22 protein-coding genes and 2 tRNA genes are annotated in these 17923 nt (G+C 64.4%); 17 read left to right on the top strand and 7 right to left on the bottom strand.

The features are described 5' to 3' along the window. Nucleotides 1–54 precede the first annotated feature (54 nt). From ACW177_RS07895 to lipB, 4 genes are all read right to left on the bottom strand, one after another. Nucleotides 55–633 carry a hypothetical protein gene (locus ACW177_RS07895; RefSeq protein WP_492028018.1) on the bottom strand — a complete coding sequence of 193 codons (579 nt, stop codon included), beginning with the start codon at nucleotides 631–633 and terminating at the stop codon, nucleotides 55–57. Nucleotides 634–681: 48 nt separating this feature from the next. Continuing rightward, a complete protein-coding gene (gene msrB, locus ACW177_RS07890; RefSeq protein WP_492028017.1) occupies nucleotides 682–1176 on the bottom strand; it encodes a peptide-methionine (R)-S-oxide reductase MsrB in 495 nt (164 codons plus the stop codon). A gap of 74 nt (nucleotides 1177–1250) precedes the next feature. Continuing rightward, on the bottom strand, nucleotides 1251–2735 hold the full coding sequence (locus tag ACW177_RS07885) for a hypothetical protein (protein WP_492028016.1): 1485 nt from the start codon (nucleotides 2733–2735) through the stop codon (nucleotides 1251–1253). A 125-nt stretch (nucleotides 2736–2860) separates the two neighbouring features. After that, nucleotides 2861–3577 (bottom strand): lipoyl(octanoyl) transferase LipB, encoded by a 717-nt coding sequence (gene lipB, locus ACW177_RS07880; RefSeq protein WP_492028015.1) that lies wholly within the window; start codon nucleotides 3575–3577, stop codon nucleotides 2861–2863. A gap of 116 nt (nucleotides 3578–3693) precedes the next feature. On the opposite strand from lipB, the gene ACW177_RS07875 reads away from it, so the two are divergent. From ACW177_RS07875 to ACW177_RS07845, 7 genes are all read left to right on the top strand, one after another. After that, nucleotides 3694–3894, top strand: coding sequence for a FliM/FliN family flagellar motor switch protein (locus ACW177_RS07875; protein WP_373997434.1), 201 nt, complete (start codon nucleotides 3694–3696; stop codon nucleotides 3892–3894). Between the two features lie 115 nt (nucleotides 3895–4009). Further along, nucleotides 4010–4094: transfer RNA gene (locus tag ACW177_RS07870), tRNA-Leu, on the top strand. Between the two features lie 65 nt (nucleotides 4095–4159). Then, nucleotides 4160–5578 (top strand): magnesium transporter, encoded by a 1419-nt coding sequence (gene mgtE / locus ACW177_RS07865; protein ID WP_492028014.1) that lies wholly within the window; start codon nucleotides 4160–4162, stop codon nucleotides 5576–5578. An 84-nt stretch (nucleotides 5579–5662) separates the two neighbouring features. Then, on the top strand, nucleotides 5663–7480 hold the full coding sequence (locus ACW177_RS07860; RefSeq protein ID WP_492028013.1) for a lysozyme: 1818 nt from the start codon (nucleotides 5663–5665) through the stop codon (nucleotides 7478–7480). 43 nt (nucleotides 7481–7523) lie between these two features. Next, nucleotides 7524–8693: an isovaleryl-CoA dehydrogenase gene (locus ACW177_RS07855; protein ID WP_492028012.1), complete on the top strand. Its 1170-nt coding sequence runs from the start codon at nucleotides 7524–7526 to the stop codon at nucleotides 8691–8693. A 30-nt stretch (nucleotides 8694–8723) separates the two neighbouring features. Continuing rightward, nucleotides 8724–8900, top strand: a complete 177-nt coding sequence (locus ACW177_RS07850; protein WP_492028011.1) for a DUF3008 family protein — start codon at nucleotides 8724–8726, stop codon at nucleotides 8898–8900. Between the two features lie 105 nt (nucleotides 8901–9005). Further along, nucleotides 9006–9644, top strand: a complete 639-nt coding sequence (locus ACW177_RS07845; RefSeq protein WP_492028010.1) for an exopolysaccharide biosynthesis protein — start codon at nucleotides 9006–9008, stop codon at nucleotides 9642–9644. A gap of 288 nt (nucleotides 9645–9932) precedes the next feature. Here ACW177_RS07845 and flaF read toward each other — a convergent pair whose 3' ends face one another. Next, nucleotides 9933–10298, bottom strand: coding sequence for a flagellar biosynthesis regulator FlaF (gene flaF, locus ACW177_RS07840; RefSeq protein ID WP_492028009.1), 366 nt, complete (start codon nucleotides 10296–10298; stop codon nucleotides 9933–9935). Continuing rightward, nucleotides 10258–10680 (bottom strand): flagellar biosynthesis repressor FlbT, encoded by a 423-nt coding sequence (gene flbT / locus ACW177_RS07835; protein ID WP_492028008.1) that lies wholly within the window; start codon nucleotides 10678–10680, stop codon nucleotides 10258–10260. The genes flaF and flbT overlap by 41 nt, the downstream gene beginning before the upstream one ends. Before the next feature lie 151 nt (nucleotides 10681–10831). Here flbT and ACW177_RS07830 point away from each other — a divergent pair, with 151 nt between their 5' ends. From ACW177_RS07830 to ACW177_RS07795, 8 genes are all read left to right on the top strand, one after another. After that, nucleotides 10832–11272 carry a hypothetical protein gene (locus tag ACW177_RS07830; protein ID WP_492028007.1) on the top strand — a complete coding sequence of 147 codons (441 nt, stop codon included), beginning with the start codon at nucleotides 10832–10834 and terminating at the stop codon, nucleotides 11270–11272. A gap of 9 nt (nucleotides 11273–11281) precedes the next feature. Then, the gene (locus ACW177_RS07825; protein ID WP_267516505.1) at nucleotides 11282–11479 is read left to right on the top strand and encodes a hypothetical protein; all 198 of its coding nucleotides are present in this window, start codon (nucleotides 11282–11284) and stop codon (nucleotides 11477–11479) included. Between the two features lie 63 nt (nucleotides 11480–11542). Continuing rightward, nucleotides 11543–12403, top strand: coding sequence for an AAA family ATPase (locus ACW177_RS07820; protein WP_492028006.1), 861 nt, complete (start codon nucleotides 11543–11545; stop codon nucleotides 12401–12403). A 56-nt stretch (nucleotides 12404–12459) separates the two neighbouring features. Further along, the gene (locus ACW177_RS07815) at nucleotides 12460–13269 is read left to right on the top strand and encodes a methyltransferase type 11 (RefSeq protein WP_492028005.1); all 810 of its coding nucleotides are present in this window, start codon (nucleotides 12460–12462) and stop codon (nucleotides 13267–13269) included. A 174-nt stretch (nucleotides 13270–13443) separates the two neighbouring features. Then, nucleotides 13444–14037, top strand: coding sequence for an HD family hydrolase (locus ACW177_RS07810; RefSeq protein WP_271166629.1), 594 nt, complete (start codon nucleotides 13444–13446; stop codon nucleotides 14035–14037). Between the two features lie 4 nt (nucleotides 14038–14041). After that, a complete protein-coding gene (locus tag ACW177_RS07805) occupies nucleotides 14042–14986 on the top strand; it encodes an NUDIX hydrolase (RefSeq protein ID WP_492028004.1) in 945 nt (314 codons plus the stop codon). An 85-nt stretch (nucleotides 14987–15071) separates the two neighbouring features. Further along, nucleotides 15072–15161 (top strand) — tRNA-Ser (locus ACW177_RS07800). A gap of 221 nt (nucleotides 15162–15382) precedes the next feature. Further along, on the top strand, nucleotides 15383–15898 hold the full coding sequence (locus ACW177_RS07795) for a DUF6680 family protein (protein WP_492028003.1): 516 nt from the start codon (nucleotides 15383–15385) through the stop codon (nucleotides 15896–15898). Nucleotides 15899–16186: 288 nt separating this feature from the next. On the opposite strand, the gene ACW177_RS07790 is transcribed toward ACW177_RS07795, so the two are convergent. Further along, nucleotides 16187–16822 (bottom strand): hypothetical protein, encoded by a 636-nt coding sequence (locus ACW177_RS07790; RefSeq protein ID WP_492028002.1) that lies wholly within the window; start codon nucleotides 16820–16822, stop codon nucleotides 16187–16189. 262 nt (nucleotides 16823–17084) lie between these two features. On the opposite strand from ACW177_RS07790, the gene ACW177_RS07785 reads away from it, so the two are divergent. Then, nucleotides 17085–17267: a hypothetical protein gene (locus ACW177_RS07785; RefSeq protein WP_492028001.1), complete on the top strand. Its 183-nt coding sequence runs from the start codon at nucleotides 17085–17087 to the stop codon at nucleotides 17265–17267. After that, complete coding sequence (locus tag ACW177_RS07780) at nucleotides 17264–17803, top strand: GNAT family N-acetyltransferase (RefSeq protein ID WP_492028000.1); 540 nt, start codon at nucleotides 17264–17266, stop codon at nucleotides 17801–17803. The genes ACW177_RS07785 and ACW177_RS07780 overlap by 4 nt, the downstream gene beginning before the upstream one ends. Nucleotides 17804–17923 lie beyond the last annotated feature (120 nt).

Genomic DNA, 17923 nt, shown 5'->3' with positions numbered 1-17923 from the left:
AACCTAGCTTGAGCTTGATCGACCTTTGGTCAGAACGACGGACTATTTTTAACCTCAGTCGTAAGCTGACAGTCCAAGCCGCCAAGGATCGCGCTCGTCCGCGTCCTTATCCTTGCTCCAGCTGAACCCCAGCGACAGGGATTTGCTGGTCGAATCGGCGCCGTAACCGCGCGCCCTGCCATAGGGCGAATAGAAGCCCGGCCCGCGCAGGCCATAACCGCCATAGCCATAACCCCAAGGTTCGTTGCGTCCCTCGCGATAAGCCAGATCCAGCCTGCCGTTCTCTCCAATCGGCATCGAAACGGCGGCGGCGTAGGATTGGTACCCGCCGGTGCCGATACCCGCCTCGACCATTCCATGCACCTGACGGTCGTCCTGGAGATCAGCGGCAGAGGCCTCATCGAAGCTGGCGCCAGGGGTTCGGCTATCCAACCAATGCTGGATCTGTTGTTCGGTCGTGAGGCCGTGCGGCTGGGCGTCCTGCGCCGTCGGCGCCGTCGCCGCGGCTTCGGGCGCAGCAGTCATGGCCTGGGCCACGGTAGAGGCGTTGGAAGGCGCGGTGGTGACCACGCCGTCCGGATCCCCGTCCGAAGCCGCCATGGTCATGGCGGCCAATAATCCTGCGATCAACATGCGCCGTCTCCCTTCAACATCATCCTAGCACGGCGAATAGGGCCAAGGTCAGGCGTTTCCGTCGCCCCGTCGCAATGGGTCCGGCAAGGGCTCCCCCGCTGCGACAAAACTCAAGGCGACCGAGTTGATGCAATAGCGGTTTCCGGTCGGCGGCGGGCCGTCGGGGAAGACATGGCCCTGGTGGCTGCCACAGCGCGCGCACTGGGTCTCGATCCGCACCATGCCGTAGCTGGTGTCGCGGATCTCGTGGACATGGGCCGGATCGACCGGCTCGGTGAAGCTGGGCCAGCCGGTCCCGCTCTCGAACTTGGTCCCGCTCTTGAAAAGGGGCAGGCCGCACTCCCGGCAGCAGAAGACGCCGGCGCGCTTTTCGCCCAGCAATGTGCCGCAGAAGGGCGCCTCGGTGCCATGCGACAGCAGAACCCGCTTTTCCTCGGGATTGAGGTCAGCCTCCAGCCGGGCGCGTTCCATTTCATCCGGCGGGGTCAGGTCATAGCCGGAAGGCGAGCGGAGGCTGTCAAAGGGCGGGGCAAGATCGGTCATGGACCTGAAATAAGAAGGGGCGGGCCGAGGTTCCACCCCTGCCCGCCCCCATAGCCCGCATCTAGCGGACGATTTTACTGGAACAGCGTCGCGACCCAGGACCGAACGGCCGCTTCATCCGTCGGATTGCCGGTGTAGGCCAGGCCCTGCGCCGGAACGAAGGGGGCGTTATTGCCGCGTTGACGGGTCATCCAGGCCTTGTGGCCATAGGTCAGGTCCGCATAGTTCGACGGCAGCCGCTGAACCGTCGGCTCGATGAAGATCGTGTCCTCGGCCGTGGTCGATCCCGCCAGACGCACGTTCGGCAGGCGGGTCAGCAGGTCCAGCGTGTCAAGGCAGCCGCTGGTGCAGCCTCCATCCACCAAAACGATCACCGGCCCAGCGACCGGATTGGCAACGCCGGTGTCCGGCACAGACGCGCGGCCAGGCAGGGTGAAGGTGGCCTGACCGGCTTGCAGGGCCGAGTCGAAGGCGGCGACGATGGCCTCGGTCTGTTGGATCACCGCACCCGATTCCTGAACAAAGCGCGGATCGGCCTGCATCCGGCCCAGGGTGTCGGCGAACCACTGACGGTTGGCCGGGGTGGCGCGGTAGGTGATCGAGCCCGCTTCAGGCTGGCGGCTGACGGTGAATTCCGGCGTCCAGATATGGTTGGCCAGAACATAGCCACGGCCCGTCGCGTTCAACGACGCGCCATTGGCGCCCCGCAGATCGATGACGAAACCCTGCGGTCCACGAATGGCGCCCAGTTGAGCATCGACGGCGGCGTAGAAGGCGTTGAAATCGGCAGCGTCGCCCAGGGTGTGAACATGCAGCCACGGGCGGCCGTCTACGGTCTCTATGGCCAGCGGCGTCGCGCCAGGGGTGTAGACGGTGGCGCGATAGGCGGCTTCCACGGCGGCGACGTCCACCGGCTGGTTTTGCAGCTGGTATTCCTTGGTGCGGCGTCCGGTCTGGAAGTTGCACAAGGTCGGCATGCCGCCGGTGAAGGGATTGTTGCGGTTCCACAGCAGATAGGGCGCAGTGCGGACCCGGTCGGCTTCGGTCGTCAGGTCGCCTTCCCAGCGATCCAGACGTTCGGCGGCCACATCGGCGGCGCTCTTGCCCAGGCAGTCGATCAGAACCGACCCGACCGGCGGCGCATTGCGGACGCCGGGCTTCACATTGGCGACGACATATTTTCCGTCACGCCACGCCATGGTGACGCCCGACCAGCCGATAGCGAAGAACGGGCCGAGCCCTTCGTAGGTCGGGCTGACCGAGATGTTCGAATCCCGGAAGCCGTTTGCATAATAGCGCAGCAGATAGGCGTGGCTGTCGCCGCTGTTGACGCGACCCACTTTCGACATGGCGTCGGTCAGACCCGTGTCGATCCAGGCGCGGAAGGCCTCGCTGGGCGCGCCCGGCACGACGGCGGCGGGATGGTTGGCGGCCAGGGTGTCATGGACCGTCTGGAGGTCCTGCTGCGCCAGGGCGCGGAAATCCTGGGCCGAGGCGGCGCCGGCGGCCAGGGTCAGGGACAGGACGGCGGCCGAGGTGGCGGCGAGCAGGCGTTTCATGGAGGCTCCTGGGCTTGGGCGATGAGCTTGGCGCAGTCGTTAAACCTTAAGCCTCCCACGCTTGCCAACCCCCGCCGCCGCCCTTTCGCCCAAATGTCACACCGTTTGCGTCAGCCGGGCCGATCTCAGAGGGGCGGCGGCGCCTCCACCACAGAGCCGAAGAGGCGTGTGAAACTGGTCTTCAGCGCCGCATCCGCCTCATCCATCGTCGCCAGCACGCCCAGATCGACCAGACTGGTCACTCCGTGCTCTTGAATGCCGCAGGGCACGATGCCGCCGAAATGGCCGAGATCGGGCTCGACGTTCAGGCTGACCCCGTGGAAGCTGACCCATTTGCGCACCTTGACGCCGATGGCGGCGATCTTGTCCTCGCGCGCCCATCCGGCGCCCTTGCGCTCGACCCAGACGCCGACGCGGCCGTCGCGCACGTCCGCCTTGACCCCGAACTGCCCCAGGCCGCCGATCAGCCACTGTTCCAGCCCGCGGACAAAGTTCCGTACATCGCGCCCACGCCGGTTCAGGTCCAGCATCACATAGGCGACCCTCTGGCCGGGCCCGTGATAGGTGAACTGCCCGCCTCGACCGGTCCGGTGGACCGGGAACCGCGCCGCGTCGAGCAGGTCCTCGTCCCGCGCCGAAACCCCGGCCGTATAAAGCGGCGGATGCTCCAGCAGCCACACCATCTCGCCCGCCTCCCCCGCCGCTATGGCGGCGACGCGCGCCTCCATGAAGACCTCGGCTGCGGCGTAATCGACATAGCCAGACGACACGGCCCATTCGACGGGTCGATCATCGTCACGGCGCAGCTTCGAAAGGTCAGGACTTAACGGGTCGGCAAGCATAAGGCTTCAATGTGCAGCGCGAGGCGTTTGCGCAAGTGACGACCTCGCAGTGAAAGAGAGCACCTGTGTCCCAGATCAACGCCGTCGATGTCGAAATCTCAGTGGTTCTGGGCCGTATGGTGCTGCCGATGTCCCAACTGCTGCGGATGGGTCGCGGCGCCGTGATTCCCCTGGACGCGGCCGAGGGCGAAGAAGTCTGGATCCTGGCGAACAACCACCCGGTCGCGCGCGGCGAGATCGAGATTCGCGATGACCGGATCGCCATCACCGTCACGCGCCCGGCCGATCTCTACGACTTCATGGCCGGCTCGGCCTGACTTCCTGCGTCGAACGGGGCCGCGATTTTCCGCGCCGCATTTCATGCGCCACACCGCGTTCAATTCCTCTTTCCTTTTCCGGCGGCTTCGTCTATTCGCCGCCGCTCCGATGCGAGCGGTCGTGGCGGAATTGGTAGACGCGCAGCGTTGAGGTCGCTGTGGGGCAACCCGTGGAAGTTCGAGTCTTCTCGACCGCACCATCTGGCTAAACAGGGCGATTCATCGGCTAACTACGGCTGGACATTCTACCAAGGGAGGCGACCACGTGAACACCACGGACTCCGCCTTCGCTCCAGCCGAAGCGCCTGATATCGAAGACCACGCCGCCCTGGACGAGGACTATGTCCTCACCCCTCAATTCGTCGAAAAAGTCGTGGACGCCGCCGACGACGGCGACGGCATGCGGCTGCGCTCGTTGCTGGAAGACCTGCACCCCGCCGATGTCGCCGACCTGATGGGCTTCCTGACAGCGGAACACCGCGCCGTCGTGGTGCTGTGGCTGCCGCCGGAACTGCTGGCCGAGACCCTGCCGGAACTCGACGACGGGATCCGCGAAGAGGTGCTGGAACGGGTGCCGCACGGAACCCTGGCCGAAGCGCTTCAGGAACTTGATTCCGACGACGCCGCCGCCGTGGTCGAGGATCTGGAGGACGACCAGCGCGAACGCGTCCTGGCCGCCATGCCCGACGTCGATCGCGCCGCGATCGAAAGCAGCCTGGGCTATGATGAAGAGTCCGCCGGCCGCCTGATGCAACGCGAGGTGATGGCCGCGCCCCAGTTCTGGAGCGTGGGCGACACCATCGACCATATCCGCAAACAGGGCGACGACCTGCCGGAGCTGTTCTTCGACATCTATGTGGTCGATCCGCTGAACCGCCCCGTCGGCGGCGTGCCGATCAGCAGCCTTCTGCGCGCGCCCCGCAGTGCGGCCCTGGCCGACCTGATGGAGCCGATCAACGAGATCGCCGTCGATCAGGACCAGGAAGAGGTCGCCTACATCTTCGAGAAATACCACCTGATCTCGGCCCCGGTCGTGGACGCGGCCGGGCGGCTGGTGGGCCAGATCACCGTCGATGACATCGTCAACATCATTCAGGAAGAGAACCGCGAGGACATCCTGCGTCTGGCCGGTGTCGCCGACGAGGACCGCGGCTCGTCCGTGTCCGAGATCGTGCGCGGCCGCGTGCCCTGGCTGGCGATCAACCTGGCGACGGCGGCCCTGGGCGCCAGCGTGATCGGCCTTTTCGAAGGCACCATCCAGCAGATCGTCGCTCTGGCGGTGCTGATGCCCATCGTCTCGGCCATCGGCGGCAACGCCGGAACCCAGGCCCTGACCGTCACCGTGCGCGCCTTGGCGACGCGCGAACTGAACTCTGCCAACGCCATGCGGACCTTCCTGCGCGAATTGGCCGTGGGCTTGGCGAACGGCCTGATCCTGGCGCCCCTGATCGGCATCGCGGCTGGCTTCTGGTTCCGCCATGAGGACTGGAAGATCGGTCTGGTGATCGGGGCGGCCATGATTCTAAATCTGCTGGTCGCGGCCTGTATCGGCGTGCTGACGCCGCTGACCCTGTCGAAGCTGAAGTTCGACCCTGCCGTCTCGTCGGCCGTGTTCGTCACCGCAACGACCGATTTCTTCGGCTTTCTGATCTTCCTGGGTCTCGCCACCATGGTTCTGTTGTAAAAATCTGGCCCCATGTTTGCTGGCCCCATGTTTGCTGGACGGGGGGTACAAGCCGCGCCGCCGTCTCGCTTTGGGGCAACATCTGTGTCTGACACATCGAAACCGACCAAGATCTCCCGCGAGGGAGTCATTCTGATCAAGAGCTTCGAAGGGTTCCGCCCGCGAGCCATTCAGCGCGCCGACGGCCGCTGGACCATCGGCTACGGACACACCCGGTCGGCTCGTGAAGGCCTGACGGTGTCCGAGAGCGACGCCGAACTCCTGCTCCAGTACGATCTCATCCCGGTGGCGCAGACCGTCAACGCGATACAGGCGCCCCTGAACCAGCATCAGTTCGACGCCCTGGCCAGCTTCGCCTTCTCCGTGGGGGTCGATCGGTTCAAGACCTCCGACGTCCTGGCCCGACTGAACGCCGGCGCGCCGCTGGAAGCCGCAGACGCCCTGATGTCCTGGGTCGAAGACGCCAATGTCGTCACGCCGCCGCGGCGCCGCGCCGCCGAACGCGCCCTGTTCGTCGCCGACCCCGAAACGCCGGCGTCCCTGGCCGACCTGCTCGCCGTTCCCCTGCCGCCCGCCACAGCCACCCTGGTGGAAAGCACGGTGGAAGCCGAGCCGATCTCGGACGAGGCGGAGACCGAATCTGTCGAGCCCGCGCCCTTCCCGGTCTTCCCGCCGTCCCTCGAGTTGGTCGAGACGCCCGCCCAGACGCAAGCCGAAGCTCCGCCCACGATGACGCGGGAAGCGGCTGTGTCGGCCCTGCTGGAAGATGTCGAGGAAACCGACCCGGTCGAGGCGAACACGGACAGCACGGCAGTCGAGACGCCGCCTTCACTCGAATCGACCCCGTCTGAACCCGAAGCCGAGAGCCCGGTCGAGGCGGTCACGCCCGACGCCACGCCCGACACCACCCCTGAGACGCCGGTTCACGCTGAAGAGTCCGAATCGATCCAGCCGTCCGAGGCGGCCGCAGAACCGTCTTCTCCGTCGCCGACCCCGCCTTCTTCGCCCCAGCCTTCTTCGCCCCAACCGACTTCACCCAGACCTGCGTCGGCGGTGATGACCAGCGCCGCAACCTTCTATTCGCCCTATGCCGTGCGGGCCCTCGGCCCTCTGGTCGGATTCGGCCTCCGCGCCGCGCCGCGTCCGTCGCCGGCGCCGACCCAAGCCATTGCGGCGAACGACGCGCCGTCCGGCGAGCCAGTGCCCGAAGCACCGCAAACCCCGACGGAGGAAACGGTCGCCGACCTCCCGACCGCCGAAATCCCTGCGGAAACCTCGCCGGCGCAAGATTTCACCACGCCCCCCACGCCGTCCTTCAATTCGACCGACGCCGAGCCGCCGATCGACCTGGCCGCAGAAGCCGCGCCGGACGAGCCTCTACTGGCGACGGAAACCTCGGCATCGACCTCCCCGCTGGAATCGACGTCCTCGACTGCCCCTGTCGAACAGCCCGTGGAGGTGCCGACTTTCGCCGCTCCGCTCCAAGCGCCCTCTACAGCACCCGAAGTCGCGCCTTTGGCCCTGACAGGGTCGCCCGACGGGCTTGCGCCTTCCGAACCGCGCCTGGCCTGGCCCGAGCAGAACGACTTCACGCACCCGGATCAGACAGCCCTGTTCGAACAGGAGGCGACGCCGGCGACGCAGGAGGCTCCGGCCGAACCTCCAGCGCGCCCAACCGCTCCCTCCTCCAAGTTTGAATGGACCGAAACCGCGACCTTCCTGGCCATGGGCGTCATTGGTCTGCTGTCGTTCGGGGCCGCCATGGCGGCCTTCCGCCAGTCGTCCCAGTCCAATGTGGACACGGGCTTGATCGGCTGGGTTCTGGTCGTGATCGCCCTGGCCTGCGTCGGCGTCTCGGGTTTCAATCTCTACCAGCGTTGGGGGCGCGTCGATCGCGCCTAAGTGGGTTTTGCGAAAGCCCATGCACGATGGTAACCCTTTGTGCATGAGCATTCCCTTCGCGCCCCAATCCATGGAATTCGGCCTCGGCGAGAACGCTGACGCGATTCGCGACACGACCGCCCGCTGGGCGGCCGACCGGCTGGCGCCCCTGGCCGCCGAGATCGACGCGACCAACACTTTCCGACGCGAGCTCTGGCCCGAGATGGGCGAGCTGGGCCTGCACGGCATTACAGTCGAGGAAGACTACGGCGGCCTGGGCCTAGGCTATCTGGAACACGTCGTGGCGATGGAGGAGGTATCGCGCGCCTCGGCCTCGATCGGGCTCAGCTACGGCGCCCACTCAAACCTCTGCGTCAACCAGATCCGCCGCTGGGGCACGCCCGAGCAGAAGCAGAAATATCTGCCCAAGCTGATCAGCGGCGAACACGTCGGCTCCCTGGCCATGTCCGAGGCGGGCTCCGGCTCGGACGTCATGTCGATGCGCGCACGCGCCGACAGGAAGGGCGACCGCTACGTTCTTAACGGGACCAAGTTCTGGATCACCAACGCTCCCCACGCCGACACCCTGGTCGTCTACGCCAAGACCGATCCTGACGCAGGATCAAAGGGCTGCACCGCCTTCCTGATCGAAAAGGGCATGAAGGGCTTCAGCGTCTCCAAGAAGCTGGACAAGATGGGCATGCGCGGTTCCGACACCGCCGAACTGGTGTTTGAGGACTGCGAGGTTCCCGAGGAGAACATCATGGGCCCGCTGGGCGGCGGCGCCGGCGTGCTGATGAGCGGCCTGGACTATGAGCGCGCGGTTCTCGCCGCCGGTCCCTTGGGCATCATGCAGGCCGCGCTGGACGTCGTTTTGCCCTACGTCCGCGACCGCAAGCAGTTCGGCAAGCCGATCGGCAGTTTCCAGCTGATGCAGGCCAAGGTGGCGGACATGTATGTCGCCCTGAACAGCGCGCGGGCCTATGTCTATTCCGTCGCCCGCGCCTGCGACGCCGGCCTGACCACCCGCTACGACGCCGCCGGCGCCATCCTGCTGGCCTCCGAGAACGCCGTTAAGGTCACCCTGGAGGCTGTCCAGGCTCTGGGCGGCGCGGGCTATACCAAGGAGTGGCCGGTCGAACGCCTGGTCCGCGACGCCAAACTCTATGACATCGGCGCCGGCACCAACGAGATCCGTCGCTTCCTGATCGGTCGGGAACTGCTGGGCGGCTGACGATTTCCTCCGGGCGGAAGGCGACATCCCATGCCCGCAAAATCCGCAGCCCAGCAGAAAGCCGCAGGCGCCGCCCTGTCGGCCAAGCGCGGCGAAACGTCCAAGTCCGAACTCAAAGGCGCGTCCAAGTCGATGAGCGAGAAACAGCTCGAGGACTTCGCTCACACCAAGCGGAAGGACAAACCGGAGCACGCGGCGAGGAAATAATCGGCTTCAGTGCGATTATTCGGCCTTGTTGCCGTTCGGTAAGTGGCGGTGAAACCTCTGTGCGCCTAAATGGCGAATCTCCTCCCCCCTCGAGCCCCTCGCCTGATGCCCGCCCACGACAAGCCGAACGACGACCTGCGGCTCTTCTCGGACGTAATCGAGGAGCTTGGCGAAGGCGATGATCCCAAGCTGAAGCTCGAAGAACTGGTCGCGGCCTTCGGAGAGCGCGGCTTCGGGGCCATGATCCTGATCCTCTCCATGCTGGCCCTGCTGCCTTGGCCGCCGGGCGGCAAGGCGGTGTTCGCCGTTCCCATCATCCTGATGTCGCTGGAACTGGCCTTTCAGCGCAGTTCGATCTGGCTGCCGCGCTGGGCGCTGCGCACCTCCATCAGTCGCACGGCCTATCGCGCGGGGGTGTCGCGGATCATGAAGACGGTGCGGTATGTCGAGAATCTGACCCAGCCGCGCATTCCGTTTTTGACGGGCGAGGTCGCAGACACGGTCACCGGCCTGGTCTGCGTGATCCTGGCGCTGATCATGGCCTTGCCGATCCCGTTCGGAGACGCCCTGCCCGGCATCGCCCTGGTCTTTTTCGCCCTGGGCATGATGCAGAGGGACGGCGTCGCCATTCTGCTGGGCGCGCTCGCCACAGCCGCCTGCGCCCTCTACCTGTTCCTGATCTGGCGCACGGTGTTCGAAGTGGCCCATCACGCGGCCGGCTGGTTCGCCCAGCTTATCCACTGAACGACAAAAGGGCCGCCGCGTCGCCGCGACGGCCCTTCATTGTCTGACCGCGAACGGCCGGACCGCAACTCAGCCCGAAAAGCGCTCAAACAGCCCGACGGGCGTTAGCGCCAACCAAAAGGATCAGGCCAGGCCTCCAACGAGGACCAGGGTCGCGGCCACCGCACGCGATTGATGACAATGAGACACTGGATCACCTCCTTTCGACTGTTCAACAGGGATTCGAAAGGTAAGACGTCTCAAGGCCTTGCGCCAAGAGGCTTCGCGATCTCGTGAAGTCAGCCCTGCTCAGGCCGCCTGCTGCGCCCCCGGCGCCAGCCCCTGCATCATCATCCGGTTAATATCGATCAGGTCCTCGAAGGTCTCTTCACCCCGCATGATGGCGGACGAGTGTCGATTGACGAACAGGCTGAGCGAGATGATCTGCGCCCGCATGGCGGCAGGCAGGACGTTGGACGGATCGCCGCAGTCGGCGGCCAGCGTCGACCACAGACGCCGGTTCCAGTCCAACGCATCTATGCGCGTGGCCAGATCACGTTCATCGACCGTCGAGGCATGCACCAGCGCGCGGGTTACCTGGCCAAACAGCCGGTACTCCATATCGCGCGGGGTTTCAGCCCGCGTCGTCGCCGCTGCGTATGCCTGAAGCGACATTCAGCACCTTCTCTTCGTATTCAACAATTTTACGGGCGGCCATCAGGGCCTTGTAGTATTCGCGCGCCAGCACATGACGCGACGCAGAGACGCATTCGGCCAGAATGGCGGGGTTCTTCGTCGCCCCCATGAACTCCGAGATGCGCAGCGCCAGTTCGTCATAGAACTTGGCCGCCGACGCCTCCTCCAGATACATCATCATGATCGGGAAATAGATCCGGCGCGCCGGCGTGGTGACTTCCTCCGCCTGCATGATGTCCTTCTCACGCAGCACGCTGGCGCGGTTTTGAAGGATCAGCACGCCGCGACGGTCGCCGTTCTGGACCACCGCGCCGTTCAACACGAACTTCTCGCCGGGCTTCAACGACAGCTTCAGGGCCATGGACGACCAAACTCCCACTGGCGGAACCCATCGATCATGGACCTTTCCAGTGAATAGGGTCTTAAGCCAAGATGGTTAACCATCTCTTGTCCTCGGCCACGCTGGAACACCTGATCCGGCGCGACGTTTCCTGTCTGCACAGGAGGCGACCATGCCGGACAATGACTATCAGGACGATCAGGAACAGTCGGAAACCTTCGACGAGACCCACATCGACGATGAAGGCGAAGGCGACATCCTGCTGGACGAGTCCGATCAGGTTCTGGACCTGACCCAGGCCGACGGCGACGCCGACCAGGATGAGTTCGACGAGGACGACATCGATCTGGACGATCAACTCGCGCTGGACGGCGTTGAACGAGAGGCTGACGCCCTGCTCGGGATAGACGGGGAAACCCTCAGTCAGTCGGACGCCGACGGCAACGGCGTGCAGAGCGATGACGAGGTCGAGCTGGTCTATTCAGGCCTGATGGAAAACGAGCACGGCGCCCAGGCCAGCGCAGCCCACTGGGAATCGCGGCGTCTGGACGACGACGACATCGAACAGCTCGGCTACGCGCCTGAGCAGGACGCCGAAAAGTCAGCAATTTAAGGAAAACCTATGACCGACAACCATGCTAAGACCGACGCGTCGACGGACGCACCCCACGCGAAAAAGATCGCGGCGGAAGACGGCAAGCCGGATCAACTGAAAGACAAGATGAAGGACGGGGTCTCTCGCGAAGAAGCCCTGGTGGACGAAGGCATCGAGGAGACCTTCCCCGCCAGCGATCCGGTCTCGGCCAAACACATCACCTGATCGCTGTTCATATCTCGACCGATCGGCTAACCCGCTTCGTGACATTCACGGAGCGGGTTTTTCATGAGCCGGTTCGAAGGCACCGACCACTATATCGCCACCCCTGACCTGAAGGTCGCGGTGAACGCCGCCGTGGCGCTGGAACGGCCCCTGCTGATCAAGGGCGAACCGGGCACGGGCAAGACGGTTCTGGCCTATGAGGTCGCCAAGGCGTTCGACGCCCCCCTGATCACCTGGCACGTCAAATCCACCACCAAGGCCCACAGCGGCCTTTACGAATACGACGCCGTCAGCCGCCTGCGCGACAGCCAGTTGGGGGACGAACGCGTCCACGACGTTCGCAACTATCTGAAGAAGGGCAAGCTGTGGGAGGCTTTCACCGCCCCGACACGCCCCGTCCTGCTGATCGATGAGATCGACAAGGCCGACATCGAATTCCCCAACGACCTCCTGCAGGAGCTCGACCGGATGGAATTCTATGTTCAGGAGATCGACGAGACCATCCGGGCCGAGGTTCGCCCGATCGTCATCATCACCTCGAACAACGAAAAGGAGTTGCCGGACGCCTTCCTGCGCCGCTGCTTCTTCCACTACATCCGCTTCCCCGACGCCGAGACCCTGTCGGCCATCGTCGATGTCCACTTCCCCGGCATCAAGCCGCGACTGGTATCGGAAGCCCTGAAGACCTTCTACGAGATCCGTGACACCCCAGGGCTGAAGAAGAAGCCCTCGACCTCGGAACTGCTGGACTGGCTGAAGCTGCTGCTGGTCGATGATATCGACCCCGAGACCCTGCGTGAGAAGACGCCCAACAAGCTGATCCCGCCCCTGCACGGCGCCCTGCTGAAGAACGAGCAGGACATCCATCTGTTCGAACGACTGGCCTTCCTGGGACGGCGCGACGGCGGCCGCCCGGGCGGCTGAGCGGCATTACCGCGATTTCACTGGATCACCGGCGCTTTGCGATCACAATACAGGCCATGAGCGTTACCTTCCCGTATCGTCTTCTGACTGCCGGCTTCACGGCCGCGATCCTCAGCGCCGGCCTTTCGGCGTGCGACGGCGAAAACGGGGTCCGCATAACCACCTCGACGACCCGCACCGCAGACAACACCTCCCAGGGGGTGCTGAAGGTGGTGGACGGCCTGCAATGCCCCAACACCGTCAGCGTTCTGACCCGCAAGGGTTCGGCCAGTCCCGGCGGCGGCTCCTGCACCTACGGCGGGCCGCGCGGCGCCGAGGTGGTGCTGTATCTGGTCAAGCTGGACGGTCGCACGGCGGAAGACGTCCTTCGGGACTACGAACGCCGCCTCTCGGCGGAGATTCCCCAGGCGGCGGTGCAGATCGACGCCCGCGAGACAGAGACGGGCGAGGAAAAAACCTCGGTCGAGGCGCCCGGCGTGAACATCAAGACCAAGGGCGAAGACGCCACCGTCAGCCTGCCCGGCCTCCATATCGAGACCCAGGGCGACAACGCCACGGTGCGGATCGCGGGCATCAACATAGAATCCAAGGACGGCCAGGGTGTCCGGACCGAGACCAGCACGGTCAGTGTTCACACCGACGGCGAAACCACCCAGGTCCGCACCCAGGCGCCGGGCGAAGCCACCCGCATGACCTTCCTGCTGGCCGACGACAGCGTCGAGGCCGGCGCCTGGCGCCAGGTCGGCTTCGTCGCGCGCGGCCCCGCCGGCGGCCCCCTGGTCATCGCCACCGTGCGCTCCAAGGCCAAGAACGACCGCATCTTCGAATCCGCCAAGGAGTTGGTCGCCCTGAACGTGGGGGACTGACATCAAGGGCTAGCGATTTTTTCCACTCGGACATGACGTCCGATCCCCCTGGATTAGCCCGCAAGTCTTGATCCCCGCGCCGCTTTGCGTCACCTGACCAGCCCACACGCGATCAGGATCGAAGATTTGGCCGAGCGCCCCAAGAAGAAGACCGAAGTCCGCGCCTGGCAGCGCATGCTGTCGGGACGACGCCTGGACCTGCTCGACCCCTCGCCCTTCGATATCGAGATCGAGGACATCGCCCACGGCCTGGCCCGCGTCGCGCGCTGGAACGGCCAGACCATCGGCGAACACGCCTTCTCCGTCGCCCAGCACAGTGTCGTGGTCGAAGAGATCGCCGCCCACATCAAGCCGGGCCTGGATCCCAAATGGCGCTTGGCCGCCCTGCTGCACGACGCCTCGGAATACGTCATCGGCGACATGATCTCGCCGTTCAAGGCGGCGCTGGGCGAGGGCTACAAGGATTTCGAGGCGCGGCTCGAGGCGGCCATCCACGTCCGCTACGGCCTGCCCCCCAAGACGCCCCAGACGATCAAGACCCTGATCAAGAAGGCCGACAAGGCCTGCGCCTATTTCGAGGCGACGCAACTGGCCGGGTTCAACGAAAAAGAGTCCCTGGGCTTCTTCGGCTCGCCCCCGCCGGGCTACAGCCTGATCATCGAGCCCCAGCCGGCCTCCATCGCCCAGGCCCGCTATCTGGAGCGCTATCAGGTCCTGGCCAAGGCGGTCGGCCTGTTGCCCGCCGACGACGCCTGGCACACGGAATAGGCCGATGACGGGACCGGCGGATCAGGGCGTGCGCATCGGCCTTTCGGTCGTCGTCATGGCGCTGAAGGACCGTCGGGCCGTCGTCCTGACGACCCAGGGAGAAGACGGCGCCCGCGCCCTGCCCTTCGGCCCCTTCGATCCCGTGCGCGACCGCACCTTTGAACGGGCCCTGCGCGACTTCGTGACCGACCAGACGGGCTTCCGCCTGGGCTTCGTCGAACAGCTCTACACCTTCGGCGATGCGGGCCGCGCCACGCCCCGCGCAACGCCCGCCGCCGACCAGAGGCGCGAGGTCTCGGTCGGCTATCTGGCCCTGACGCCGGATGCGGCCGAGGGACAGACGCATGACGCGCACTGGGACGCCGTGTTCGACATCTTCCCGTGGGAGGATCGCCGCACCGACAACTCGCCTCTGCGCGCCGCCCTTGCGGACGGCCTCGCGCTCTGGGCCGGCGACAACGACCAACGTCAGGCCCGCGCCCGCGCCCTGTTCGCCCTGACGCCCGAACACCGCTGGAACGAGGAACGGGTGCTGGAACGCTACGAGCTTCTGTACGAGGCGCGGCTGGTCGCCGAGGCCTGGCGCGACGCCGGCCAGCCGGCCCAGACCCCTTTGCTGCCCGGAATGACCATGGGCTCGGACCACCGCCGCATCCTCGCGACCGGCCTGGGCCGCCTGCGCAGCAAGCTGAAATACCGCCCGGTCCTGTTCGACCTGACCTCGGGCGTCTTCACCCTTTCGGCCCTCCAGGCCGCCGCAGAGGCCGTCTCGGGCCTGACCCTGCACAAGCAGAATTTCCGCCGCGGCGTCGAACGAACAGGCCTTGTCGAACCCACCGGACAACTGTCCTCCGCCACCGGCGGTCGCCCGGCGGAACTGTTTCGATTCAAGGGCGTCGATCCCCAAACCGGCGCCGCGCCGGGCCTTTCCCTGCCCGCGCAAAGATAGGTCGGAATTCTTTCACAGAGCGCTTGCGGTACGCCGCGCCTACCATTAGAGAAGCCGCTCGCTCGACCAAGCGACTATGCACCGCGGAGAGGTGGCAGAGTGGTCGAATGTACCGCACTCGAAATGCGGCGTGCCTGGAAGGGTACCGTGGGTTCGAATCCCACCCTCTCCGCCATTCGCCTTTATAGAAATCAATAACTTAAGCTCAAAACCCGGCGCTCGCCATTGGCACACCGTGCCATTGGGCTTTCGAACGTCTGAAATGGCTTTTCGACAGGACGAATACTCGCCCCTTGGTGGCATTGGTCAATCGCCAAGAACGGACTGGGGCCGATTGGCTTGCCTAGACTTGGCCGCGCGATTCATCAAAGATCAGCGTTCATCTGGATGGCTAACGTGACCCCACAAGAGATAGCTTTTTTCGCAGCAGGTTGCTCGGCGGTGGCAGCGATATTTAGCGCAACAGCCGCTTGGCGGGTCCCCCATGCTGTCGCCCAGCAAAATGAGAAAATTCGTAAGGCGAACGAGACAAGGAGTCGGAAGCTCAGCATTCTCGAAACTCTTGTCCAACATCGAGCGATGATTGCCGAGCCCGCCTCCGTGGCGGCACTCAATTCAATCGTGATCGTGTTTTCCACGAGCCCGCGCGTGAAGGATGCGTTCGCTCGTTTTATGACCGCGACGAACGCCAAACCAATGAATGGTGGGGCCGTCGTCGAGCGTTACATCGCCATCATCAATGCCATAGTGAGCGACTTGGGTCTGGGCGACGAGGTGTCCGGCACGGACGTCGACCAGATTTACTTTCCTGAGGCGCTCGGTAAGGCGAAAGCGATTGAGAGCGCTGAACTCAACGCACGATTCACGGCCGTGTCCACAGCCAACAACGATCCCAGAACAACGCCGGGATAGCCGCACTTGCCCCTGACGGAACGGTCGATGGTCATCGAATGGCGGTAGCCGCGCCATTGCGACTTCCATCTATTGGTGGGTATCAGAGACTAGGTTTGGCACACCTTTTCGGACAGAAAAGCCCGCCATCACTGGGGTTTGATATCACCCTCTCCGCCATATCTCGTTAATTGCCACAATGCCTGAAGGAACGCGGCGTCATGTGTGGCAGTCGCGCATCGTGACGACATCAGTGCCAGGAGTGTTGCACGGTTCTGGCACACAGGTGGCGCCCACCGTCCTTGCCTGTCAGTAGATATCCTGGAGGCGCCATCCCGTCAGGTCGAGCATCACCAATCCCAGTTCACGCAAGTCGCCCCTGAGTGGCGACCATTCGCTCCAAAACTGGTAGTCGCCGCGCCCGCTCGATTCCAGAATCCACACGGAACCGTCAACGCCGCTGGGGCATCCATAGGATGCCTTCCGAAGTTGGGGACTCTGTGCCGCTGAGAGCCTTGCCTGCTCCGCCGCCGTCAAAATCCTGTCGACCGAGCAACCAGGCTTGGTCTCGTCGCACCCGTCCCGACCCGGCATCCACTTTCCGATCAGCCGGACATGACCATCTTCAGTCTCGACCGTGCGGATCATCACATGTGCGTGGTTACTCCGCAGGAGTGTGAAGCGAACCGCCCGTTGTGACCTCGCCTTGTCCTGAAATATGGGTCGCTCGCCGAAGGCGAGCAGTTCACTAGAATACCAATTGGCGGTGAACTCATCCATGACCGGCCCACGCTCGGCGGCAGCGTAACTATTCGCTGGGCAGTTGCCGGATTCGGCCTGAAGCGATTTGGGGAAGAACGGCGTCGAGCTGATCACGATATAGATGCTGACGACTATTCCGATCAGCGCAACGGCGACCAACACGAACATATCACGTCGAAACATCGGCGCCCCCCCCAGCCGACACTTTCACTCGACAACTGATGGTGCAAGCCCATCGGCCCGGCGGCGGCTGCCTCCCACGACAAGACCTGAGACTGCCCAGCGCGCCTCGGAAAACCTGTTCGAGGCAGGTGGGTCGGAGAACCACAGGTTAAAGAAATTTTCCGCACGTCGAACGTACGGTGTATTTTACGCCTATATAGACGACCAGATACGACCACCCCTGCCCCCATATGACCGGGGTACTGAGCGAAAGGAGACGATCATGGCGACACTCGAAAAATCGAACTGGTTCGTGACCCTGCTCCGTGGGCCGAAACCAAAGGTCCGCACGACTGACGGCATCAAGGCCTTCAGTGAAGCTGCCTACAAGGCCAGCAATGGCGCGCCGCAGCGCCTAGTCTCGGTCTACCGCTCGTACAAGGCGCCGGCCAAACGTCGGGCGTGAGCCTTCCGTTTGAAATCGTCGATCTAGAGTTCAGGCCCCTCTCTGACGATTGTCCGAGGGGGGCTTTTTCGTGCGGCGACCGAGAGATCGACCACTGGTTCCTAAAGAAGGCCGATCAGAAACACCGGGGATTTCAATGCCGCGTGACGACAGTGCATGCGCCCGACGATCCCTGCCCCGTCGGCTTCTTCGCGCTGAGCTGGATTGCCGAACGGGAGTCGCTGCTGCCGCAGAGCCCCAGAAGCCGCGATTACTTCCCCGCACTGCACCTGGAGTACGTCGCCGTGCGGAACGAATACCAAGGCAACGGCGTCGGCCAGTACATTATGGGGCGCGTGTTGGAGCTCTACCTCGATGCTGCGGAGACGACGGCCGCACCGGCGCTGACTTTGATCGCGCTGAACGAACGGGCCGAGAAATTCTATGCCGAGCTCGGCTTCGCACCCTATGCACGAAAAGAGTTTGGAGCGGGCCTTCGGATGCTCCTGCCGGTCCAGACGGCGCTGGATCTAGGACTAAAAGTTCAAGCGATTTAACACCAGGCGACAGGGCCGGGACACGCCCCCTGGGGCGCCAGCGCCCATTTCAGCGACGGTTTCGTCTTAAGCCCGGCGAGCGATGAAATAGCTTGTCTTCAAGGGTCGGCTGGTCAGCTC

The organism is Brevundimonas sp. AVps23W, assembly GCF_058681395.1.
Note: the sequence above shows the minus strand (reverse complement) of the source record. Positions and strands in the feature narration are given on the sequence as shown.